Consider the following 22,086-nt stretch of genomic DNA (forward strand, 5'->3'; position numbering starts at 1 on the left):
CGTGTCGGTCCGCGCCCTCGTATTCCCCGACACCCGTCGGGTGACCTGTACGTACACGCCATGGCACGGTTTCCATAACGACGTGACGAGCAGCAGCGGCGCCACAAGGCACCGCCGGCGCGGTACGTCGGATCGGAGACGACATGACGACGTACCCGTTCGACCCGGAGCTCGCCGCGGTCGTGCACATGCTGCCTAGAGCCGACTGCTCGGACCTTGAAGGCGCCCGGGCCGAGATAGCGGTCGGTATCGCCGCGGCCTTGGCGGACGTGGACACCACTGGCGTGGACGTCACCGAGCTGGTGGCACCCGGGCCGGAGGGCGCGCCCGACGTCGTCCTGCGCAGCTACCGCCCGCAGGGCGTCCAAGGCCCGCTGCCGGTGGTCTACGACATCCACGGCGGCGGCTTCATCCTGGGAACCGTCGAATTCGACCACGGCACCAACGTGACGCTCGCGCGGGAACTGGGCGCCGCCGTCTTCTCCGTCGAATACCGGCTCGCCCCCGAGCACCCCTATCCGGCGGGGCTCGAAGACGCGTACGCCGGGCTGGTCCACGTCGCCAAGAACGCCGCCGAACTCGGTGTCGACCCTGCCCGTATCGCCCTCTTCGGCCAGAGCGCCGGCGGCGGTCTCGCGGCCGGCCTCGCGCTGCTGGCCCGCGACCGGGGCGGCCCCGCGATCGCCTTCCAGTACCTCGGCATCCCTGAACTCGACGATCGCCTCGACACGCCCAGCATGCGGGCTTTCACCGACACGCCCATCTGGCGTCGGCCCAACGCTGTCATCAGCTGGGAGGCCTACCTCGGCGCTGGCGTCCCCGGCAGCGCCGACGTGCCCGTCTACGCCGCGCCCGCCCGGGCCGCCGGTGAGCAGCTCGCCGGGCTGCCGCCGGCGTACATCTCCGTGATGGAGTTCGATCCGCTGCGGGATGAGGGCATCGACTATGCCCGTGCGCTGCTTGCGGGTGGCGTGAGTGTGGAGCTGCATCTGTTTCCGGGCACGTTCCACGGGTCGGGGATGATTCCGCACGCGGAAGTGTCCCTGCGGGAGGCTGCGGAGGCGGTGGCGGTTTTGCGCCGGGCGCTGCGCTAGGTGGGGCGGACTGTTTGTGAGCCGTTGGGCGCGGGACCGCTGTGGCTGAGCACGCAGTTCCCCGCGCCCCTGAGGGGCGCCCCTATCGGGGCTCTGCCAATCGCAGGGCATACAAGGCGAGTTGGGCCCGGAAGCGGGCCCGGGGGTCGCTCAATCGGTAGCCCAGCGCTGTTTCCACGCCGGAGAGTCTTGCCGCGACCGAACTGTGGTGCAGGTGGAGGTCCGAAGCGGCGTGGCGCAGCGAGCCCGTGCGCAGGAAGGCGGTCAAGGCGGCAAGGGCCGCCGGGCCGCCCTTGCCCTCAGCGAGGCCGGCCAGGGCGAGCACGTCGGGCTGGGCACGCAGCCGGTCGACGGGGATGTCGGCGAGCATGGCGACAGCACCGAGGGTGTCGTGGTCGACGATGGCCTCCTCGGGCAGACCGGCGACCTCGACGGCGAAACGCAGCGCGAGCCGGGCCTGTGCCCAGGAGACACCGGCGTCCAGGGCGGGAACGCTGCCGCCGACCCCGATCCGTACACCTGCGAAACCGTGCTCGCGGACGTACGCCCGCAGCTCGTCGGCGACCGACTCGGCGCCCGGCGCCAGGGCCACGGCGAACGGACCGACCGCGGCGACCCGCACCCCCGGACGCAGTTCACGCCGACCCAGTACGGCGACCGCGGCGGGCCCGGCGACAGCCACCACCCGCAGCGGCTGCTCGGGCACCAGACCCAGCAGGCGCAGCGCCCTCGCCCGGTCCTCGACGGCCTCGCGCTCCGACAGCACGCGCTCGACCAGCGCCGGGTCGGCCACCTGGGCGGGGGCGGTGTCCTGCTGACGGCTCCCGTGGAGGACGCCCGCGGCGATGGCCATCCACTCCAGCACCAGTTCGTCGAAGGGCCCCGGCGCGCCCGACCGCTCCAGCCACACCCGGCCGCCCGGCGCGAACTCCGCGCTCCCGGACGGCCGTGCTGCGGGCCCCGCCGGCACGGCCCCGGCAGGCCCGAACCGCACCACACGCCCGCCCGCCTCAAGCCCAGCCGGGCACTCGGCCAGCCCCGCGGTGGACCGTACAAGCGACTCGGCATCGAGCCGCCCGGCCCCCAGTAGCGCCTCGAAGTGCGCGATGACCCGCAGCGCCGCCGCCGCGTCCGCGTCGAGGGCCGACAGCCGTAGCAGCAGTCCCTTCATGACCTGGGATTCTAGGTGTGGGTCACGGGCGCGGGTGAGGAGGGGGCGCTACAGCTGGCGAGGAGGGCGAGGGCCTCGGCGGAGGGCGAGCCTGCTTTCCGCTGTGTACGGCGGAGGGCCTGATCGGTGTCCGCGAGGAAGGTCAGGGTCTCGTACTGGAGGCTGAGGCTGCCGACGAGTGTGTGTCGGAAGTGCTGGACACCATGGGCGCACCGGGTGACGCGGTGGGTTTCCCACCACCTGCGGGATTCGGGCACCTTGACGAGGACGTGCCGCATCTGGGCCTTCACGGCGTAGGCGTCGGGCTGTTCGAAAACGGTCCGCAGCAGCGTGGCCACCCACGGCTGAGCCGATTTCGGGACCTGGCAGAGCAAATTTCGGGCGTAGTGGGTTCGACAGCGCTGCCAGGAAGCCCCTGGGAGAACGGCACCGATTGCGCTCACCAGGCCGGTGTGCGCGTCGGAGACGACCAGCTGAACCCCGCTCAGGCCGCGGGCGGTCAGCGAGCGCAGGAAGGCGAGCCAGCCGGCGCCGTCCTCGCAGGTGGCGACGTCGATGCCGAGGATCCCGCGGTGGCCGTCGGCGTTGACGCCGACCGCGATCAGCGCGTGTACGTTGACGATGCGGCCGCCCTCGCGGACCTTCTGGGTCAGTGCGTCCACCCAGACGAATGCGTAGGGGCCCGCGTCGAGGGGCCGGTTGCGGACGGCGGCGACCTGCTCGTCCAGATGTTTCGCCATCGCGCTGACCTGGGACTTCGACAGCTGGGTGACGCCGAGGGACTCGGCGAGCTTCTCGACCCGGCGGGTGGAGACGCCCAGCAGGTAGGCGGTTGCGACCACCGAGATCAGGGCCTGCTCAGCCCGGCGGCGGCGTTCGAGGAGCCAGTGCGGGAAGTAACTGCCCTGGCGCAGCTTGGGAACGGCGAGTTCGACGGTCCCGGCGCGGGTGTCCCACTCGCGTGGGCGGTAGCCGTTGCGGTGGTTGACGCGTTCATCGCTGACCTGTCCGTACTCAGCGTTGCAGAGGGCGTCGGCCTCCGCGGACATGAGTGCGTCGGCGAACGTCTTGACCATCGCGCGCAGCAGATCGGGACTCGCCGCGGTGAGGTTGTCCTCGGCGAGGGCGTGCAGGGGCAGATTGTCTGGTGCGGTCATCGCGCTGATCTCCTTCGAGGCTTCGACACTTCGAAGATCAGCCGGTGGCCGTTCATCTATGTGGGCCCCATCTCGATGCCGGAGCAAACCCCCGGATCAGGTCGAACCCGTACACCACTTCCCTGGACGCAACCCTGACCTCGTCCCATGTCAGATCTCAAACGCGGTCTCACACCAGCTCGGGACTCACGGGTGAGCGCTGAGTCAGATGGTCGGGCCCCGGAGCGCGTCACATGGCATCGAGATAGTCCCGAAGTGCCTGCGAGCGGGAGGGGTGGCGTAGCTTGGACATCGCCTTGGACTCGATCTGGCGGATGCGCTCACGGGTCACTCCGTACACCTCGCCGATCTCCTCCAGCGTTCTCGGTCGCGCGTCGAGAAGGCCGTAGCGCAGGCGGATGATGCCTGCCTCCCTCGGGGTCATCTCCGCCAGCAGGTGCTCGATGGTCTCCCGCAGGAACCCGAACACGACCGTGTCCCACGCCGAGATGCTGTCGTTGTCCTCGATCAGGTCGCCGAACTCGCTGTCACCGCTATCGCCCAGCGCGGTGTGCAGGGACACGGGTTCCCTGGAGTAGTCGCCGAGTTCCATCAGCTTCTGCACCGTCACGCCGGCCTTTGCCGCCAGTTCCTCCGGCGTGGGCTCGATACCGAGATCCTGTCTCATCTCCCGTCGGGTCCTGGCCACCCTGTTGATGACTTCGACCATGTGGACCGGGATCCGGATGGTCCGGCTCTGATCGGCCAGGGCCCGGGAGACCGCCTGTCGGATCCACCAGGTCGCGTACGTCGAGAATTTGAACCCTTTGGCGTAGTCGAATTTCTCGACGGCCCGGATCAGCCCCGTGTTGCCCTCCTGGATCAGGTCCAGGAACAGCAGTCCGCGGCCGGTGTACCGCTTGGCCACGGAGACGACCAGTCGCAGATTCGCCTCGATCAGGTGGGACTTCGCGCGTTGTCCGTCCTCGGCGAGGAGGCGCAGCTCACGCTGGAATGCGGGATGGAGGCCAGGTTCCTCTTCGAGCTTCTTCTCGGCGTACAGGCCGGCCTCGATCCGCTTCGCGAGCTCAACCTCCTGCTCGGCGTTCAGGAGCCGGACACGGCCGATGAGCCGCAGGTAGTCCCGTACCTGATCCGCCGAGGCGCCCGAGGAAGACGAGAGCTGCGGGTCGGGCCCGTCGGTTTCGTCCTCCATGAGCACGACCTCGTCCGGCTCCTTGACCTCGGGCATGCTCACCGCACCTCCATCAATCCGCGCAGGAACTGTCCGGTGTAGGAATGCGGTTGGGCGGCCACCTGCTCGGGGGTGCCCTGGGCGATGACCGTGCCACCCCGGTGGCCGCCCTCCGGCCCCAGGTCGATCAGCCAGTCGGCGGTCTTGATCACATCGAGGTTGTGCTCGATGACGACGACCGTATTGCCGGCGTCGACGAGCCGGTGAAGGACCTCCAGCAGCTTGCGTATGTCGTCGGCGTGCAGTCCGGTAGTGGGTTCGTCGAGCACATAGAGGGTGCGCCCACGAGTGCGGCGCTGCAGCTCGGCGGCGAGTTTGACGCGTTGCGCCTCGCCGCCGGACAGGGTCGTGGCCGCCTGGCCGAGCTTGACGTAGCCGAGTCCGACATCGTGCAGGGTGCGCAGGTGCCGGGAGATGATCTGGTGCCCGTCCAGGAAGTCCAGGCTCTCCTCGACGGTCATGGCCAGTACGTCCGCGATGGACTTGCCCTTGTAGTGCACGTCCAGCGTCTCGCGGTTGTACTGGGCTCCGTTGCACACCTCGCACAGGACGTACACGTCCGGCAGGAAGTTCATCTCGACCTTGAGGGTGCCGTCGCCGTAACAGTGCTCGCAGCGGCCCCCCTTGAGGTTGAAGGAGAACCGGCCGGGCTGGTAGCCACGGACCTTCGCCTCCGGGGTCTGGGCGAACAGCTTGCGCAGGTGGTCGAAGACACCCGTGTACGTCGCCGGGTTGGAGCGCGGGCTGCGGCCGATAGGCGACTGGTCGACCTGGACGACCTTGTCGACGTGCTCGGTGCCGGTGATGGTGCGGTGCCGGCCGGGCACCTTGTGAGCGCGGTGGAGGTACTTGGCCAGCGCGGTGTGGAGAATGTCGTTGACCAGCGTGGACTTGCCGGAGCCGGAGACGCCCGTGACCGCGGTGAACAGGCCGAGCGGGAAGGACACCGTCACGTTCTTCAGGTTGTGCTCGGTCGCGTCGTGCACCGACAGTTCGCGGCCCTGTGTGGGGGGTCTGCGCTGCTGCGGCAGCGGAATCTGGCGGCGGCCGGACAGATACGCCCCTGTCAGTGAGGTGGGATGCTCCAGCAGCTCCCGCGTCGTCCCGGAGTGCACCACGTGCCCGCCGTGTTCTCCGGCTCCCGGACCGATGTCCACCACCCAGTCGGCCACCCTCATGGTGTCCTCATCGTGTTCGACGACGATCACGGTGTTGCCCCGGTCCCGCAGCCGCAGCAGCGTCTCGATCAGCCGCCGGTTGTCCCGCTGGTGCAGGCCCACGCTCGGTTCGTCCAACACGTACAGGACACCGGCCAGTCCCGCGCCGATCTGCGTGGCCAAGCGGATGCGCTGTGCCTCCCCGCCCGACAGACTCGCGGCGGGCCGGTCCAGCGACAGGTAGTCGAGCCCGACGTCGAGCAGGAACCGCAGCCGCTCGCCGATCTCCGCGAGGACCGCCTCGGCCACCCGGCGCTCCCAGCCCTCCAGCGACAACGTACTCATGAACGCGGCGAGTTCGTCCATCGGCAACGCGGTCAGCTCGGCTATGGTGCGTCCGCCCACAGTGACGGCCAGCACGCCGGGCCGCAGACGCGCGCCTCCGCAGGCCGAGCAGGGCACGTCGCGCAGGTAGCCGCCGAAACGGCTTGGGGAGTCCTCACCCGAGGCCTGCGCATGGCGCCGTTCGATGTGCGGGATCACCCCCTCGTACCCGGTGCGGTGGGACCGCTCGCGCCCGAGCCGATTCCGGTACGCGAGGTGCAGCTGCCCCGGCGTGCCGTACAGCACCTTCTTCCGGATCTCAGCGGGCAGTTGACCCCACGGCGTGGCGGTGCTGAAGCCGAGCTCGGCCGCCAACGCTTCGAGGAGCCGGGCGAAGTAGTCGGCGCCACTGGTGTTCGTCCACGCCGCGATGGCGCCCCCGGCGAGCGACTTCTCCGTGTCCGGTACGACGAGTCCCGGATCGACCTCTGTACGCGAGCCGAGCCCGGTGCACTGCGGGCACGCGCCCCAGGGAGCGTTGAAGGAGAACAGGCGCGGCTCCAGCGCCTCCAGACCGATGTCATGGGCCTGCGGGCAGGCCATCTTCTCCGAGAACCTCACCTCCCGCTCGGGATCGGAGGTGTCGAGGTCCACGAAGTCGACGCACACAACACCGCCGGCGAGACCGAGAGCCGTCTCGACGGACTCGGTCAGGCGCTGCCGGATCCCCGGCTTGACGGCCAGCCGGTCCACAACGACGTCAATGGAATGCCCCTTGCCCTTGTCCAGCGCCGGCGGCCTGCTCAGCGGAAGGACCGTGCCGTCCACCCGCACCCGGCTGAAACCGTCAGCCGTCAACTGGCGAAAGACCTCTGTGTGTCCGCCCTTGCGGTCGCGCACAACCGGGGCCAGCACCTGGATGCGTATACCCTCGCCCTTCGCCAGAAGCCGGTCCACTATCCGCTGCGGCGTCTGGCGGCTGACCGGCTCCCCGCACTGCGGGCAGTGGGGGCGGCCGACACGGGCGTACAGCAGACGCAGGTGGTCGTAGACCTCCGTGATGGTGCCGACCGTCGAGCGCGGATTGCGGCCGGTCGTCTTCTGGCCGATCGCGATGGCGGGGGAGAGTCCCTCGATGACGTCGACGTCCGGCTTGTCCAACTGTCCCAGAAACTGGCGTGCGTACGCCGAGAGCGACTCGACATAGCGGCGCTGACCTTCGGCGAAAATGGTGTCGAAAGCCAGGCTCGACTTTCCCGACCCCGATACTCCAGTGAAAACGATGAGCGCGTCTCTGGGGAAATCGACAGAGACGTCACGAAGATTATGCTGGCGAGCGCCCTTGATGACGATGCGGTCTATCACGCCGTCGGAGCCTAGCGCACACACAGACGTAGGGTTACCGAATCGTTATCGAAGCATTTTCGTCGGGCTTTGATGCTTGACGACAGGGTGCCGACTGTGAGCACAGCGTGAAGGATTTCGACAATTGAGCAGACGGGGTCGCAGGTGTCAAGACATGCGGAGATCACAGTTTTGATGGCGCATCCGCTGTCCTTCCCGTATGTGGTGGAGCGCTATGTTCCAGAGGGTTGATCCCGTGAGGGAGTCACGTTTGCGGCGACGTTGACACGGTGGAGGAATCGTATGCGGACAAGTTCGCTCGACGGCACAGCAATCGAATACCGCGCCACAGGGGAGGGGGCGCTGGGTGTGATTTTCGTTCACGGCTGGAACTCTACGGGCCAGTTCTGGGACCACACTCTGCGGCACCTTCCGTCACATGGACGCACATTCACTACTGTCGACCTTCGCGGCCACGGCGGTTCCGCGGCCAAAGGGCTCGATCATTCCGTGCAGCGTACGCCGAGGACATTCTCTCGGTTGCAGATGATGCTGGTTTCGAGCAGTTCGTCACCGTGGCCCACAGTATGGGCGCGAAGTACGCGCAGTATCTGCGCATACTCGCACCTGAACGACTGCTCGGGCAGATAGCAATTACACCGACCCCGTCGACTTCCGCCGAAGGAACCGTGGCCGAGGAGGACGTGTCTTTCATGGCCGGGAAGTCCGGTGATCCTGATGCGATGGTCGAGTTGTTCGGCGAAATCACCAGGCACCCCTTGTCAGAGAAAGCGGTACGACCCCTCGCCGAAGCCGCCGCGGGCCTGTCTGGTGACGTGCTTGCGCATGGTGCCCCCGGCACGTTCGTTGGCGGCCCGGTACTCCCGAGGGCGGCGCCCCGGGGCGCCGCCCTCGGGAGTACCGGGCCTTGAACACCGCGCTTGTACGGCAGGGCTCACCTCGACTCCGCCGGCAGGGCACGCAGGTGCTCGATCTGTCGCCGGGCGAGTTCGGTGGTGCGGCGCATGTGGCGGCCGAGCAGGGCCAGTTCCTGTTCGGTGTAGCCGTCGAGCATCGCCTGCCAGCCCTCGTCGAGCGAGTTCCAGAACTCGCCGAAGCGCTGCATGGCGGCGGCCACCGGCTCGACCAGCACCCGTCGCCGGTCCTGCTCGTCCCGCCTCCGGATGACGTACCCGGCCTTCTCCAGGCGGTCGACCAGCCTGGTCGCCGAGCCACTGGTGAGGCCGGTCAGCTCGGCGATCCTGCCTGTCGTGCAGGGGCCCGGCTCGATGTCGAGCAGGTTGAGGCACTGCACGTCCGTCGAGTGCAACCCCAGGTGGTCGGCCACCGCCTGGTTGAACAGCACATAGGAGGCCAGATACCGCCGGGAGTCCAACTCCCACGTCGGCCGATGACCTAGGGGCACGATCCGCTCCTCAATGTCTGCGCAACGCAGGCAATCATGTATGTTCACTGCATGACACAGGCAATTTATCAGCCCGTCGTCGCTGTCACCGGCGCGACCGGCGTCCAGGGCGGCGCCACCGCTCGGGCCCTGCTCAGCCACGGGTCACGGGTCCGCGCGCTGACCCGTAACCCGTCGTCGGCGGCCGCAGAGGAATTGCGCCGGCTCGGCGCGGAGGTTGCGTACGCCGACTTCGACGACCGCGCCGGCCTGGATGCCGCGCTCGACGGAGCCGATGCGCTGTTCGCGATGTCCACGCCCTACGTTGTCGATGTCGACGCGGAGCTGCGGCAGGCGTTCGCGCTGCTCGACGCCGCCGCCGCGAGCGACGCCGTCCGGCACATCGTGTTCACCTCTGCCGCCAACGCGGACCGCGGCACCGGCATCCCCCACTTCGACAGCAAGTACCGCGTCGAACTGCGTCTGCGGGACCTGGGCATCCCCTGGACGGTCATCGCCCCGGGTAACTTCATGGACAACTACACCGGCGAGTCGACGATGAGCGGCCTGCGCGAAGGCCGGTTCGCCCTGCCTCTGCCCGCAGACATGCCGCTGCCGTTCATCCCGGCCGCCGACATCGGCGCGTTCGCGGCGCTCGTCCTGCGACACCCCGAGGAGTTCGCCGGGCGGCGCATCGACCTGGCGTCCGACCGCTTGACGTGTGCGGAGATCGCCGAGATCTTCTCCGGCGTCTGCGGCCGTCCGATCGAGTTCGCGACGGTCCCCTTCGACCAGGTCGATGCGCACTCATCCGATCTGGCCGCCATGTTCCGCTACCTCACCGTCAAGGGCATGGACGTGGATGTCGAGGGCCTGCGCAGTGACCACCCCGAGGTGGCCTGGCAGACCTTCGCCGACTGGGCGGCGGCGCGGGACTGGAATCTGGCGAGCCCTGAAGCCCGCCCTCGTACGTGACGGTCGTACGTCCCTCAGCAGGCGGGGAGTTCGTCACGATGCCGAGCACCCCGTCGTCGCCGGCGCACCGGGTCAACGTCACCTGATCCAGGCGTCAGCGCCACTGTTCCCATCGGCTTGGGCGAAGCACGCTCAAGCGGCAATCCCCCCGTAAGACGCGGCACTGCCGCACGCCCAAAACCTGCCAGCCAGTCACCGGTAGCACTCGCACCACCGGAAACCATTGGGGTAACACACATGAACGAGCTCGAGTTCGGTGACGTCACGATCACCAGGGTCGAAGAGCTGCACGGCCCGAGCCTGCCCGCCGAGCAATTCCTCCCCGACCTGCCCGCGTCGGCCTGGCAGGAGAACCGCTCGATGCTGGTACCCGATCACCTCGGTGATCAGGACAACGTGGTCCAGGCCGCCATGCAGACCTGGCTGCTGCGCAGCGAGGGCAGGACGGTCCTGATCGACACCGGCGTCGGCAACGACAAGTCACGGCCCGCGGTCGCCGCGTGGGACCATCTGAAATCGAACTACCTCGAGAACCTCGCGTCGGCAGGCGTGCTGCCCGAGGACGTCGACCTGGTGATCAACACCCACCTGCACGTCGACCACGTCGGCTGGAACACCCGGCTGGTCGACGGCGCCTGGGTACCCACCTTCCCCAACGCCACCTACCTGATGCCCAAGGCCGACTTCGAGTTCTTCTGGGACCCGGCCAACAACTCCGGCATCGCGGGCGGTGTCAACGAGAACGTCTTCGCCGACAGCATCGCTCCCGTCCACGCGGCGGGCCAGGTCCAGCTGTGGGAAGGCAGCCACACGATCGACGGGAACCTGCGGCTGGAAGACGCCGCAGGCCACACTCCGGGGACGAGCGTCGTCCTGCTGGAGTCCGAAGGCGACCGAGCCCTCTTCGCGGGTGACGTCCTGCACACCCCGTTGCAGGTCCTGCACCCGGACCACAACAGCTGCTTCTGCGAAGACCCGGTCCGTGCTCGCGCTACCCGGCGCAGGCTGCTCGGCTGGGCCGCGGACACCAACGCCCTCGTGCTGCCCGCGCACTTCAGCGGTCACGGAGCACTGGAGGTGGCGAGCCGGGGCAACGAGTTCGAGATCAAGAACTGGGCGCCGTTCGCCCGGTACTGACAGCACGGTCGAAGGCCGTCACCCCGCTGTGGTGACGGCCTTCGACCCCGCACTTCGGCGAGGAAGTCCCATGCCACCAACCGGTTCCGCGATCGTCACCACCACCTCCGGCCCGATCCGCGGTCGCACACACGCGTACGGCACCAGCTACCTCTCGGTGAACCGGGCGCCCCCTGCCGGCGGCGCCCGGTTCACCGAGCCGCGCCCTCACCACGGGTGGACCGAGATCCGGGACGCGACGCAGCCAGGACCCGCGGCGTTGATCCTCAACGGGCGATCCCTGCCCGACGACGTTGGGAGTTCGAGCGCATGACGGCACCGCTCATCAGGAAGCAGTTGGGGCTCCGGTCGGAGCGTGGACCCGTCCTGCTGGCGGTGATGCTGACCACCGGACTGGTCGCGCTGGACAGCACGATCATCGCCACAGCGGTGCCGTCCATCGTGCAGGACCTCGGCGGGTTCTCGCAGTTCCCGTGGCTGTTCTCGATCTACCTGCTCACCCAGGCCGTGACGGTGCCGCTGTACGGGAAGTTCGCGGACGTCCTGGGACGCAAGCCGGTGATGTTCTTCGGCATCGGGGTGTTCCTGCTGGGCTCCGTGCTCTCCGGCGCGGCATGGTCCATGCCGGTGCTGATCGCCGCGCGCGCCATCCAGGGCATCGGGGCGGGCGCGGTGCAGCCGATGGGCATCACGATGCTCGGCGATCTCTACACCGTGGCGGAGCGGGCGAAGGTCCAGGGCTACGTGACCAGCGTGTGGGCCGTGGCGTCGCTGATCGGGCCCGCGCTGGGCGGCGTGTTCTCCGACTACCTGTCGTGGCGGTGGATCTTCTTCATCAACGTGCCGCTGGGCGCGATCGCGATCGTGTTCCTCGCCCTGCGGTTCAAGGAGAACGTCGTCAAGCAGGTGCACAAGGTCGACTACCTCGGGGCGACCCTGCTCACGGTCGGCCTGCCGCTGGTGCTGCTCGGCCTGCTCGAAGGCGGCGTGGCGTGGGCCTGGGGATCGTGGCAGAGCCTGCTGGCGTTCGGCGCGGGCGGCCTGGTGCTGGTGGCGTTCGTGCTGGTGGAACGCCGGGTGGCCGAGCCGATCCTGCCGATGTGGGTGTTCAAGCACCGGACGCTGATCGGCGGCAACCTCACCGCGCTGGTGGTGGGCGCGCTGCTGATGGGGCTGACGTCATACCTGCCGACCTTCGTGGAGGGCGTGCTCGGCACGGGTGCGCTGGTCGCCGGGTTCGCGCTGGCCGCGCTGACGCTCGGCTGGCCCATCTCGGCCACGCTGGCGGGACGGGTCTACCTGCGGATCGGGTTCCGCGACACGGCGCTGATCGGCAGCGCCTTCGTGGTCGTCGGCGCGGTGCTGATCGCGTTCCTGTCGCAGGAGTCCGCCGTGTGGGAGGCGGCGACGGGCGCGTTCGTGATGGGCGTGGGGCTCGGGCTGGTGTCCAGTCCCACGGTGATCGCCGTCCAGTCGACCGTCGGCTGGGACCGCCGGGGCGTGGTGACCGCGACGAACATGTTCAGCCGCTCGCTGGGCAGCACCGTGGGGGTCGCCGTGTTCGGGGCCATCGCCAACGCGACCCTGGCGAACCGCTTCGCCGAGCCTCCCGCCGACCTGGCGGGCCACCTGCCGTCGAGCGTGGACGCCACGACCATCGTGTTCGGCGGCCACGCCGACCCGACCTCACCCGTCGTGGTGTTCGTGCGGAGCGCCTTGGACGACGCGACCCACAACGTGTTCCTCGCCATGACGGTGGTCGCCGTGTGCAGCGCACTGACCGTACTGCTCATGCCGCGCCGCACGCGGGAAATCACATTCGTCTGACATCGCGGCGGATGCCCGCCCAGGATCAACTCGGCGATCTTGGATCGTGAGGGCAGGCCCTCCAGCGGATCACTGTGGGAGAGGGCTCGGGTCATGCGTCGTCCTCCCGGACAGTCGTCTCGGCGTCTGCGTCGTCGCGGGGCGGCGGCAGGAACATGGGCCGCCGGTTCAGGGCCTCGTGCAGCGTCGGTGGAGCCAGGGGCCGGGTTCCGGCGAGTGCTTCTTCCCGTCGGCGGCGGCGGTCGGTGTCGACCGCCCGGTCGATCATGCGGGCGTGCTCTGCCCAAGCCGCAGGCATCCGAGCCGCAGACGGCTCGTCCGCGGGGGCGGGCGCGGTGGGGCGGTCGGCCGCCGCAGTCTGCGCGCGAGCGATCTCACGGGCCTGGGCGACGCGCCGCTTCTTCCCGGCCTTCTTCTCGGCCTGACTTGGCCATTGGTCGACGGGGGTGACCGAGCCGAGGATCTCCAGCAGATACTCCAGGAGCTCGCCCTCGGAGTGGATCTTGATCTTGTTCGCCTTCACGTGTCCCAGGAGAGCGTCGGCGGTCTTGTCGGAGAAGGCGGGAATCTCGCCCTCGGGTGGCAGCCCTCGCCAGCGCAGGATGTGCCAGGTCTCATGATCGGCGTCGTCCTGGAAGAACATCTGCCGGCGGTCCCTGCGGTCACTGCGGACCACCCACTGGCCCGCGTATTTGCCGCCTCGGGCGGACGGCTGCTGGAAGCGCGGCTCGTCGAGGATCGGGTGGTGATACCAGAGCCCGAGGATCTTCACTCCGCGACGGGGATGGATCTTCACGTGGTGCTTTCGCAGGACCTTGCAGTAGAAGCTCGGTTCGGGGAAGTCCAGGTCGAATCCACCCTGTTCCATCGCCGCGGCGAACAGGATGTTGGGGCTATGGTCCTCACCCGGTGCCCAGCTCGGGGCGTATTCGCCTAGTTTGCGGTTCTGCCAGATCTGGACGATCCAGGTGGCGATGACGTGTTCGGCCTGCGCGAGTGTCAGGCTCGCATCGCGTTCCGGATCGGCCCCGCGGTCCGCGACGTCGCCGCCGGTGAAGCCCAGCAGGTGCTCGAAGAGCATGGTCTGGATCGTGAGGAACTGGCGCTCGACCGCGAACTTGTCGGTCTGCCGCAGCACCCGGGCGGGCAGGATCCGGCAGCCGATCTCCCGCTCGGCCTCCACCAGGTCGTGGTTCTTGTAGGGGCCGCCGTGGTCGGTGGTGACAGTCTCCGGGGCGAAGAACGGCAGAGCGGCGACCCGGTGCCCGGTGAACTCGGCGATCACGTCGGCCGGGACCCCGGCGTAGGGCCATTCCATGTCCTCGCCCCAGCCCTCCCGCATCGGAAGGGGCAGCATCACGTCCCGCAGCAGCATCGCGATGTCGACCGAGGTGTCGGACTGCAGCGTGAGCCGGAAGGCCGGCAGACCGTGCGTGTAGAGATCGAGCGCGAGGGTCAGCGTCGCGGTGACCGCGTCGCCGAACACGGTCTCGCGCAGCTTCACCGGCATCGGGGTCGAGTCCAGCACCAGGACCTGGCCCGGGCGGTGGACCACCATCCGGCCCGAAACGCCGGCTTCCGCGGTGGCCTGCGCTGTCCGTCCGTAGCGTGGCCGGGCGCCTCCGGGTCCGAACCACTCCTTCCAGACGTCCGCGAACGTCCAACGGGAAGGGATCTTCTCGGCCGGAAACGCCGGAAACCGCTCGCGGATGTACTGGTGCATCAACCGGTGCCGGGCGGCCAGACTCAGACGGGCGCGTTCCCCGCACTCGGCCTTGACCGCGAAGATCGCCTCGCGGACCTCCTCGGTGACGCTGCGATGGCCGCTGCGTCGCCGGGTCCAGCGTCCGTCCGCGCAGGCCAGCAGGAGACTGTCGCCCGCGAGTCCCGACAGACGCTCCAGCGTCCGGAAACTGAGGTGCTGCAGACCTAGCCGAACCGCCTCCGGACGGGGCATCGCCTTCATCTCCGCCGCCTTCGCGTACCGACGCTGGGTCAGCGTCGTGCGGTCCGGGTCGTAAGCCGGGCGAGGCTCTCCGGGCAGGGCCCGAGCCGGGTGCCCCTCCCGGAACCCTGTCTCGGCTTCCAGCACATGCGCAGCCCGCAGCCGGGCCCGCTCCAGCTGGTCATCGGTCAGGTCGGCCAGTGTCCTCGGCTGCCGGACGACCGGCGCCGGCCGCCCCGACGCCTCGAACGACGGCAGGAGCCGCAGGTCGGCGTGGTTGATGAGCCAGCGGAACGAGCGGGTCTCTGCGTGGCCGCCGCCATCCACGAGCACGAGCCTGCCGAGCTGGCCGTGGACCTCCTCAACCGTCCACTCGACACCGTTGAGCGCGACCCGCCTGCCCGGCGCGACCTGCAAAAATCCTCTCGCCGCCATCACACCCCCCAGATCAGCGAGCTGTCGCGCAAGGGACTGCCCAGATCCACCCCGAGCTCGCGCTGCCAGAGCAGCCGGACGATGTTGGCCCGGCCAACGGAAGGCACGCTGGTCGCGTCCGCCAGCGCGGAGAACGTCGTCACGCGCCCCTCCCGGCCGCCGATGATCGTGAGCAGCTGGTCCCGCATGCCCAGCAGATCCCTCACCGGCCGACGACGCGAAGACAAGTGGTCAAGGACGCTCCAGACATGCGGGCGCCAGCCCGCGATCACCGAGTACTGCCAGCCGCAAGCCGCCGCCACCTCCCTGGCCGCCGCGAACTTCAGCGCGTCCTCGTCCTTGATCAGTTCCAGCGGGCGTACGTCCATCAGCCACATCCCGCCACCGATCACGGCCAAGTAATCCGGGATGTGCCAGGACGACCCGCCCACGTGCGCAAAGTCCAGCCGGAACGGCTGCGACAGCACCTCCGACGCCCCCACGAAGTCCAACGCGACCAGCAGCCGCACTTCCTCCAGCGACTCGAAGCCGTGCCCCCTGCCCGTGGACGCCATCACCTCCAGGCCAGGACGATGCCGCTGTTTCGCCCGCCATGTGAACCCCCGCATCGGCCGAGACGACAGCACCGGAACATGAGCCATGTCGCGAACCGGCCAGCAGACTTCACCGGCACCCACCCGCCACGTCGAACTCCACCGACAAATCCAGCCATCCGCGAGATCGAGTTCATCCCGAAATGCGACATCCCCGTTGTACCCCGCGACAAGCTCGTCGAGGCGAATCGAGTCCGACCGGATCCTTGCCCTGGCCGCCTCGCTCACTCACCCAGAGCATCACCACCCGCATGGCGACAAGGCCCGATCTTCGGAACTGATCACAACGCAGCGCTACCGAAGCAAGATCCGCCAACTACTGCGCTCGTCCGCCAAGTAAAAGTCTCGGTCGCAGTACGCCCTGTTCAACCAGGCCGTCGCCGACCGCCTCGGCCTGCACCCCACCGATCTGCAGTGTCTGAATCTGCTCACGCTGGAGGGCGGTCCGGTGACGACGGGCCGGATCGCGGAGCTGACGGGGCTGACGACCGGGTCGGCGACGCGGCTGGTGGACCGGCTGGAGCGGGCGGGGTACGTCGTCCGGGAGCGGGACGCGGGGGACCGGCGGCGGGTGCTGGTGGCGACCGTGCCGGAGAAGAGCGCCGAGTTCGGGCGGATGTGGGAGCGGCTGAGCGGTGGCTGGTCGGCTCTCTTCGACGATCTGGACGATGCCGAACTCGCCCTGATCATCGGGCACATGAGGCGGACGGTGGAGTTCAGCGGGGCGCAGATCGCGCGGCTGCGGGCCGAGAAGGCCTAGGCGTTCGCGCTCTCTTCGTCGTACCGCTCCCTCGCCTCGTGCACCTACGGCTGCCCTCGGCGGCCAATCCCGCTGCCCCGGCGCGTGCACGGGCGCTCTTGATGTGCCGTTCGTGGGTGTCTAACGTCGCCTGGATCGTGTTCCGTTGAGCTGCTGGGCCCGGCGGGCGCGGGGTGTTGCCGTCGATGTGAGGGAGAACGTCCGCTGTGCGTGTGCGTGAGGGGCGGGAGAAGGACGACGAGGCCGCTCGACACCTGGTCCGGCCGTCCGAGGGCAGCGCGCGCGAGCACGGTTCCGCACCGGGCCACGGCCCGATGACGCCGGGTCAGGCGCTCGCCCTTCAGCGCACCGTGGGCAACGCGGCGGTGAGCCGGATGGTCGGGGAGAGCGGTGGGGCGGGGCCGAAGGTCCCCTGGGCCGCGCCGGGGACGCGTTCGAAGCGGACCCAGGACGAGTCCGGCGTCGAGCGGGGCGACAGCCCGCCGCGGCAGCAGCAGCGCGTCGGGAAGGAAGAGCAGGCGACCCGGGCCACGCGCAGCGGAAAGGCCGGGACGTCGGTGAAGGGCAAGGAGAAGGCGGAGCCGGAGGAGATCGGCAATCCCACCCTCCAGTTCACGTCCCAGTACGCCGGCCCGCAACAGCAGACGCTCGCCGGCGCCCAGGAGATCGGCTTCGAGCAGGTGGCGACGCTGCGGCGGGCGAACGGGATGACGACGCGTGCGGCGGACGCGTACGACTTCTGGCAGGAGGTCACCGACGAGAACCGGCAGATCGCGCCGGACGCGGTGGACTACCGTCCCGAGAGGAACAAGCGCAACTGGGTAGTGGACGGCCCCTTCCGTCCGCCCTACAACACCGATGACGGAAACATCGCCAACGAGGCCGATCGCATCTCCTTCAACGACAGCCCTGGATTCTCGGGCAGCATGAAGATGACCAACGGCTACTGGCTCTGCTTCTACGAGGTCAAGTTCCGCTGGAAGGTCCGCCGGAAGCTGGGCGGCCGGTTCACCAAGCAGGAGCCGTACTGGACCAGTGACGAGATGGTCCACCGGGTGGAGTCGGCGTTCGATCCCCAGAACCCGGGCGCCACGGTGCCGATCAACGTCACCACGGCGGGCAACCGCACGTGGAACGTCCAACTGCCCAACTGAGACGGGCCCGCCCGCGCGGCCGGCTAGTTCGTCGAGTCCGGCTTCCACTCCTGGACGAGGAGCCCGAGCAGCACCTCGTCCAGGAACTCGCCCATCACCCAGGCCGCGGAGCGCAGCACGCCCTCGCGGACGAAGCCGTTGCGTTCGGCGGCGCGCAGCATCGCATGGTTGTCCGACAGCGTCTCGATCTGCAGCCGGTGCAGGCCGCGCACGACGAAGCCGTAGTGGCACAGCACCGCGACCACGTCGGTGCCGTAACTCTTGCCGCGGGCGGACGGCAGCAGTCCGAGCCCGACGTGCGCGGACCGGTTGTGGGTGTCGATGCCCCACAGCGTCGCGACGCCGACCAGCGCGCCGCCGTCCAACTCCACCACGGAGAACGGGACGCGCCCCTCCTCCTTCTTGCCGTCCACCGCGAACGGCGACTCCTTCGAGCCGGGCGTGATCGGCAGCCAGGGCCCGCCTGCGGCCCGCGAGGCGTTGACCACGTCGTCGCCGAGCTCCGCCTGGAGGACCGGAACGTCGTCCTCGTGCCGGGCCCTGAGCCCCACCTTGCTGCCTCTAAGCATGCGAGCTTCCTATCCGACCGGATCGGTCGGCGGCAAACCAATATGCCCATCTAGTGCACCCGTTCTGCGGGCGCCCTGCGCGGCAGCAACCCCACAAGGGGCAGGCATACGGCGATGGCGGCGGCGACCACGACGAGGCTGAGCGTGGTGGCGTGGGCGCGTCTTGCAGTATCTGTGTCACGCAGATAAATGTGCCGAGTGGTGGTCGTGGCCGTCAAGCTGATTAAGGAATAAGGGGAGCGGCGGGGTCGCTCGACGGTATGGTTGAACGATCAACAACTCTGGAGGATGAGCGACCATGCAGTTCGGGATCTTCAGCGTCGGCGATGTCACGCCGGACCCGACGAACGGCCGTACGCCGACCGAGCGTGAGCGGATCAAGGCCATGGTCGCCATCGCGCTGAAGGCCGAGGAGGTGGGCCTCGACGTCTTCGCGACCGGTGAGCACCACAACCCGCCGTTCGTGCCGTCGTCGCCGACGACGATGCTCGGCTATATCGCGGCGCGGACCGAGAGGCTGATCCTCTCCACCTCCACCACCCTCATCACCACCAACGACCCGGTGAAGATCGCCGAGGACTTCGCGATGCTCCAGCATCTGGCGGACGGTCGCGTGGACCTGATGATGGGCCGCGGCAACACCGGGCCGGTCTACCCCTGGTTCGGGCAGGACATCCGGCAGGGCATCAACCTCGCCATCGAGAACTACGCCCTGCTGCACCGGCTGTGGCGCGAGGACGTCGTGAACTGGGAGGGGAAGTTCCGTACGCCGCTGCAGGGCTTCACCGCCACGCCCCGGCCGCTGGACGGCGTACCGCCCTTCGTCTGGCACGGCTCCATCCGCTCGCCGGAGATCGCCGAGCAGGCCGCGTACTACGGCGACGGCTTCTTCCACAACAACATCTTCTGGCCGGCCGACCACACCAAGCAGATGGTCGAGCTGTACCGGACCCGGTACGCCCACTACGGGCACGGCACGCCCGAACAGGCCATCGTGGGCCTGGGCGGGCAGGTGTTCATGCGGCGCAACTCGCAGGACGCGGTGCGGGAGTTCCGGCCGTACTTCGACAACGCGCCGGTGTACGGGCACGGACCGTCGCTCGAGGACTTCACCGAGCAGACCCCGCTGACCGTCGGCTCGCCGCAGCAGGTGATCGAGAAGACGCTGAGCTTCCGCGAGTACGCCGGTGACTACCAGCGCCAGCTGTTCCTGATGGACCACGCCGGACTGCCGCTGAAGACCGTCCTCGAGCAGATCGACATGCTGGGCGAGGAGGTCGTGCCGGTGCTGCGGAAGGAGTTCGCGGGGCGCTCCGCGGGTGTGCGGGATGCGCCGACGCACGCGTCTCTGAGGGCAGCTCAGGAGGTGGGCGCGGTATGAAGCGCGAGGCCGTCGATCGTCAGCGGCGCCGTGGGGGCTGGTCGCGCAGTTCCCCGCGCCCCTGACGGGGCGCTTTAGTTTGCCGCGCTGCGTCCGCGAGGGTGAGACGTTCGTAAGAACGATCGCCCAAGGCCGCTCATCAGGTCGTACGATCCCCGCCCTTTGTCACTATGGACGGGTGCCCCAGACTGTGCTGCTCGCTGAAGACGACCGTGCCATCCGTCACGCCCTGGAACGGGCCCTGACTCTGGAGGGCTACCAGGTCACCGCGGTCACCGACGGGGTGGAGGCGCTGGCGCAGGCGCATCGCACGCCGCCGGACGTGCTGGTGCTGGATGTGATGATGCCGGGGATCGACGGCCTCCAGGTGTGCCGGGTGCTGCGGGCGGAGGGCGACCGGACGCCGATTCTGATGCTGACCGCGCTGGTGGAGACGCAGGACCGGATCGCGGGACTGGACGCCGGCGCCGACGACTATGTCGTCAAGCCGTTCGACGTCGAGGAGGTGTTCGCACGGCTGCGGGCGCTGCTGCGCAGGACCGGCACGGTCCCCGTCGAGGTCCCGGCGAAAGCCGCGGAGCCGCAGCTTCCACCCCGGCTCCTCGAAGCCGCCGGGCTGCGGATGGACGTACAGGCGCGGCGGGCGTGGCGCGGGCCACGGGAGCTGGAGCTGACGCGCACCGAGTTCGAGCTGCTGGAACTGCTGGTGCGCAACGCGGGCATCGTGCTCGACCACTCCACGATCTACGACCGCATCTGGGGCTACGACTTCGGGCCCGGCTCCAAGAATCTCGCCGTGTACGTCGGCTACCTGCGGCGCAAGCTCGACGAGCCGGGCGCGCCGCAGCTGATCCACACGGTGCGGGGCGTGGGTTACGTGCTGCGGGAGGACTGAGTGGTCCGGCCCCGGCGGCTGCGGCTGCTGTCGCTGCGGACGACGTTCGCGGTGTCGTTCGCGGCCGTGACCGCCGCGGTCACCGTCCTGGTCGGCATCCTGTCGTACAGCGCCGCCGCCCGGCTCGTGCGCGTGGACCAGCAGTCCGTGTTCGACGAGGTCGTGCAGGATCTGCGGGACACGCTGCGGCAGGAGCGGATGACGACGGAGGACTTCTCGTCGTCGGAGCCCGGGCATGATCTCGTACGGCCCGCCCGGACCGATGTCCAGGTGCTGGGACCTGACGGTGCCGTGGTCGACCCAGGCCGTCCCGGGCTGCCCGTCACCGACGCCGACCGGCGCATCGCCGCCCGCTCCACCGCCGGGGCGCTGACCGAGCACGCGGACGTCGACGTCGGGGACGACGTGTACCGGATCGCGACCGTCGCGCTCGGCGGCGGGCGGGGGGCGGTGCAGGTGGCGCAGGAGTTCAGCGACACGGAGGATCTGCTGCGGGCGCTGCAGCAGCGGACGTTGATCCTGATGGCGGCGGTCGTCGTCGGCGCGGGGCTGTTCGGCTGGTGGCTGGCCCGGCGTATCACCCGCCGGCTCGTCATCCTCACCTCCGCCGCGGAGGACGTCGCCCGCACGCGCCGGCTCGGCATCCAGGTCCCCGTCACCGGCTACGACGAGGTGGGCCGCCTCGGCCGCGCCTTCGACCGCATGCTGGGGCGGCTCGCCCAGTCCGAGGAGGACCAGCGGCGGCTGGTGCAGGACGCGGGGCATGAGCTGCGGACGCCGCTGACGTCGCTGCGTACGAATATTTCCCTGTTGCGGCGGATCGATGAGCTGCCTGCGGGGACGCGGGATGAGCTGGTCGCGGATCTGGGGCAGGAGGCGCGTGAACTGACCGATCTTGTCAATGAGTTGGTGGATCTGGCGGCCGGGCAGTCGGACACGGAGCCGCCGCAGCGGGTCGATCTCGCCGATGTCGCTGAGGATGTGGCCGGGCTGGCGCGGCGGCGTACGGGGCGGGAGATCGTGGTGCGGGCGAGTGGGGATACGACGACGGACGGGCGGCCGGGGATGCTGCAGCGGGCGCTGTCGAATCTTGTGGAGAACGCGGCGAAGTTTGATCGGGAGGGGGCGACGGCGATCGAGATCGTGGTTTCTGGGCCGACTGCGCGGGTCGGCGCTATCCGGGTTGAGGTTCTTGATCGTGGGGCGGGTATTGCTGATGAGGATCTGATGCGGATCTTTGATCGGTTTTATCGGGCTGCGGATGCGAGGTCTCTGCCGGGGTCGGGGCTGGGGTTGTCGATCGTGCGGGAGGTGGCGTTGGCGCATGGGGGTGCGCCGTTTGCGTATCGGCGGGGGGGGGGGGGGGGGGGGGTGGGGGTCGGGGGGGGGGGGGGGCGGGCAGGGAAAAAAAAATGATCCAGTTTTCTGTTCCAGGATTTCTCTGACTTTCAGCGTTCTCACTTGTTAGCTTACCGTCCAACTGCTCACTCCAATTTCGTCCGTGTCGTCTCCCGCTTGAGCTCTCTGGC

General features: G+C 68.9%; 19 protein-coding genes. 10 read left to right on the plus strand and 9 right to left on the minus strand.

Annotation, left to right across the window (positions count from 1 at the left end; translation table 11 throughout):
- Window positions 1–143 precede the first annotated feature (143 nt).
- Window positions 144–1,094, plus strand: a complete 951-nt coding sequence (locus tag KCH48_RS39695; protein WP_210582494.1) for an alpha/beta hydrolase — start codon at window positions 144–146, stop codon at window positions 1,092–1,094.
- 82 nt (window positions 1,095–1,176) lie between these two features.
- On the opposite strand, the gene KCH48_RS39700 is transcribed toward KCH48_RS39695, so the two are convergent.
- From KCH48_RS39700 to KCH48_RS39720, 5 genes are all read right to left on the minus strand, one after another.
- A complete protein-coding gene (locus KCH48_RS39700) occupies window positions 1,177–2,265 on the minus strand; it encodes a helix-turn-helix domain-containing protein (RefSeq protein WP_053745008.1) in 1,089 nt (362 codons plus the stop codon).
- 11 nt (window positions 2,266–2,276) lie between these two features.
- Window positions 2,277–3,422: an IS256 family transposase gene (locus KCH48_RS39705; protein WP_210582495.1), complete on the minus strand. Its 1,146-nt coding sequence runs from the start codon at window positions 3,420–3,422 to the stop codon at window positions 2,277–2,279.
- Between the two features lie 229 nt (window positions 3,423–3,651).
- A complete protein-coding gene (locus KCH48_RS39710) occupies window positions 3,652–4,653 on the minus strand; it encodes an RNA polymerase sigma factor (protein ID WP_374104752.1) in 1,002 nt (333 codons plus the stop codon).
- A 2-nt stretch (window positions 4,654–4,655) separates the two neighbouring features.
- Window positions 4,656–7,502 carry an excinuclease ABC subunit UvrA gene (uvrA, locus tag KCH48_RS39715; protein ID WP_210582496.1) on the minus strand — a complete coding sequence of 949 codons (2,847 nt, stop codon included), beginning with the start codon at window positions 7,500–7,502 and terminating at the stop codon, window positions 4,656–4,658.
- A 934-nt stretch (window positions 7,503–8,436) separates the two neighbouring features.
- Window positions 8,437–8,907: a MarR family transcriptional regulator gene (locus KCH48_RS39720; protein WP_307841076.1), complete on the minus strand. Its 471-nt coding sequence runs from the start codon at window positions 8,905–8,907 to the stop codon at window positions 8,437–8,439.
- A 51-nt stretch (window positions 8,908–8,958) separates the two neighbouring features.
- Between KCH48_RS39720 and KCH48_RS39725 the strand changes: the two genes are divergently transcribed.
- From KCH48_RS39725 to KCH48_RS39740, 4 genes are all read left to right on the plus strand, one after another.
- Window positions 8,959–9,861 carry an NmrA/HSCARG family protein gene (locus tag KCH48_RS39725; RefSeq protein ID WP_210582497.1) on the plus strand — a complete coding sequence of 301 codons (903 nt, stop codon included), beginning with the start codon at window positions 8,959–8,961 and terminating at the stop codon, window positions 9,859–9,861.
- A gap of 237 nt (window positions 9,862–10,098) precedes the next feature.
- Window positions 10,099–10,998 (plus strand): MBL fold metallo-hydrolase, encoded by a 900-nt coding sequence (locus KCH48_RS39730; RefSeq protein ID WP_210582498.1) that lies wholly within the window; start codon window positions 10,099–10,101, stop codon window positions 10,996–10,998.
- Window positions 10,999–11,068: 70 nt separating this feature from the next.
- Window positions 11,069–11,311 (plus strand): carboxylesterase family protein, encoded by a 243-nt coding sequence (locus KCH48_RS39735; protein ID WP_210582499.1) that lies wholly within the window; start codon window positions 11,069–11,071, stop codon window positions 11,309–11,311.
- Entirely contained in the window at window positions 11,308–12,825 is a 1,518-nt protein-coding gene (locus tag KCH48_RS39740; protein WP_210582500.1) for an MDR family MFS transporter, read from the plus strand. The genes KCH48_RS39735 and KCH48_RS39740 overlap by 4 nt, the downstream gene beginning before the upstream one ends.
- Before the next feature lie 91 nt (window positions 12,826–12,916).
- Here KCH48_RS39740 and KCH48_RS39745 read toward each other — a convergent pair whose 3' ends face one another.
- Window positions 12,917–15,205: a transposase gene (locus tag KCH48_RS39745; RefSeq protein WP_210582501.1), complete on the minus strand. Its 2,289-nt coding sequence runs from the start codon at window positions 15,203–15,205 to the stop codon at window positions 12,917–12,919.
- Window positions 15,205–15,846 (minus strand): TnsA-like heteromeric transposase endonuclease subunit, encoded by a 642-nt coding sequence (locus KCH48_RS39750; RefSeq protein ID WP_307841077.1) that lies wholly within the window; start codon window positions 15,844–15,846, stop codon window positions 15,205–15,207. The genes KCH48_RS39745 and KCH48_RS39750 overlap by 1 nt, the downstream gene beginning before the upstream one ends.
- A 313-nt stretch (window positions 15,847–16,159) precedes the next feature.
- Between KCH48_RS39750 and KCH48_RS39755 the strand changes: the two genes are divergently transcribed.
- Both KCH48_RS39755 and KCH48_RS39760 read left to right on the plus strand, forming a co-directional pair.
- The gene (locus KCH48_RS39755; protein ID WP_210582512.1) at window positions 16,160–16,558 is read left to right on the plus strand and encodes a MarR family winged helix-turn-helix transcriptional regulator; all 399 of its coding nucleotides are present in this window, start codon (window positions 16,160–16,162) and stop codon (window positions 16,556–16,558) included.
- Between the two features lie 206 nt (window positions 16,559–16,764).
- Window positions 16,765–17,712 carry a hypothetical protein gene (locus KCH48_RS39760; protein WP_210582503.1) on the plus strand — a complete coding sequence of 316 codons (948 nt, stop codon included), beginning with the start codon at window positions 16,765–16,767 and terminating at the stop codon, window positions 17,710–17,712.
- 23 nt (window positions 17,713–17,735) lie between these two features.
- Here the strand turns inward: KCH48_RS39760 and KCH48_RS39765 are convergent, their stop codons facing one another.
- Entirely contained in the window at window positions 17,736–18,281 is a 546-nt protein-coding gene (locus tag KCH48_RS39765; RefSeq protein WP_210582504.1) for a GNAT family N-acetyltransferase, read from the minus strand.
- Between the two features lie 50 nt (window positions 18,282–18,331).
- Window positions 18,332–18,499: a hypothetical protein gene (locus KCH48_RS39770; RefSeq protein WP_210582505.1), complete on the minus strand. Its 168-nt coding sequence runs from the start codon at window positions 18,497–18,499 to the stop codon at window positions 18,332–18,334.
- An 80-nt stretch (window positions 18,500–18,579) separates the two neighbouring features.
- On the opposite strand from KCH48_RS39770, the gene KCH48_RS39775 reads away from it, so the two are divergent.
- The 3 genes from KCH48_RS39775 to KCH48_RS39785 all read left to right on the plus strand — a co-directional run bounded on the left by KCH48_RS39775 (window position 18,580) and on the right by KCH48_RS39785 (window position 21,973).
- Window positions 18,580–19,662, plus strand: coding sequence for an LLM class flavin-dependent oxidoreductase (locus KCH48_RS39775; RefSeq protein WP_210582506.1), 1,083 nt, complete (start codon window positions 18,580–18,582; stop codon window positions 19,660–19,662).
- A 190-nt stretch (window positions 19,663–19,852) separates the two neighbouring features.
- On the plus strand, window positions 19,853–20,557 hold the full coding sequence (locus KCH48_RS39780; RefSeq protein ID WP_307841078.1) for a response regulator transcription factor: 705 nt from the start codon (window positions 19,853–19,855) through the stop codon (window positions 20,555–20,557).
- Window positions 20,558–21,973 (plus strand): HAMP domain-containing sensor histidine kinase, encoded by a 1,416-nt coding sequence (locus KCH48_RS39785; RefSeq protein ID WP_210582508.1) that lies wholly within the window; start codon window positions 20,558–20,560, stop codon window positions 21,971–21,973.
- Window positions 21,974–22,086: the final 113 nt, after the last annotated feature.

Source organism: Streptomyces sp. GESEQ-4 (assembly GCF_017948455.1).
GTDB lineage: Bacteria > Actinomycetota > Actinomycetes > Streptomycetales > Streptomycetaceae > Streptomyces.

What these genes read in the sequence shown, in the direction of transcription:
- KCH48_RS39695 (WP_210582494.1), top strand. Translation starts at nt 144, where the DNA reads ATGACGACGTACCCGTTCGACCCGGAGCTCGCCGCGGTCGTGCACATG.
- KCH48_RS39700 (WP_053745008.1), bottom strand. Translation starts at nt 2,265, where the DNA reads ATGAAGGGACTGCTGCTACGGCTGTCGGCCCTCGACGCGGACGCGGCG.
- KCH48_RS39705 (WP_210582495.1), bottom strand. Translation starts at nt 3,422, where the DNA reads ATGACCGCACCAGACAATCTGCCCCTGCACGCCCTCGCCGAGGACAAC.
- KCH48_RS39710 (WP_374104752.1), bottom strand. Translation starts at nt 4,653, where the DNA reads ATGCCCGAGGTCAAGGAGCCGGACGAGGTCGTGCTCATGGAGGACGAA.
- KCH48_RS39725 (WP_210582497.1), top strand. Translation starts at nt 8,959, where the DNA reads ATGACACAGGCAATTTATCAGCCCGTCGTCGCTGTCACCGGCGCGACC.
- KCH48_RS39730 (WP_210582498.1), top strand. Translation starts at nt 10,099, where the DNA reads ATGAACGAGCTCGAGTTCGGTGACGTCACGATCACCAGGGTCGAAGAG.
- KCH48_RS39735 (WP_210582499.1), top strand. Translation starts at nt 11,069, where the DNA reads ATGCCACCAACCGGTTCCGCGATCGTCACCACCACCTCCGGCCCGATC.
- KCH48_RS39740 (WP_210582500.1), top strand. Translation starts at nt 11,308, where the DNA reads ATGACGGCACCGCTCATCAGGAAGCAGTTGGGGCTCCGGTCGGAGCGT.
- KCH48_RS39745 (WP_210582501.1), bottom strand. Translation starts at nt 15,205, where the DNA reads ATGGCGGCGAGAGGATTTTTGCAGGTCGCGCCGGGCAGGCGGGTCGCG.
- KCH48_RS39750 (WP_307841077.1), bottom strand. Translation starts at nt 15,846, where the DNA reads ATGGCTCATGTTCCGGTGCTGTCGTCTCGGCCGATGCGGGGGTTCACA.
- KCH48_RS39765 (WP_210582504.1), bottom strand. Translation starts at nt 18,281, where the DNA reads ATGCTTAGAGGCAGCAAGGTGGGGCTCAGGGCCCGGCACGAGGACGAC.
- KCH48_RS39775 (WP_210582506.1), top strand. Translation starts at nt 18,580, where the DNA reads ATGCAGTTCGGGATCTTCAGCGTCGGCGATGTCACGCCGGACCCGACG.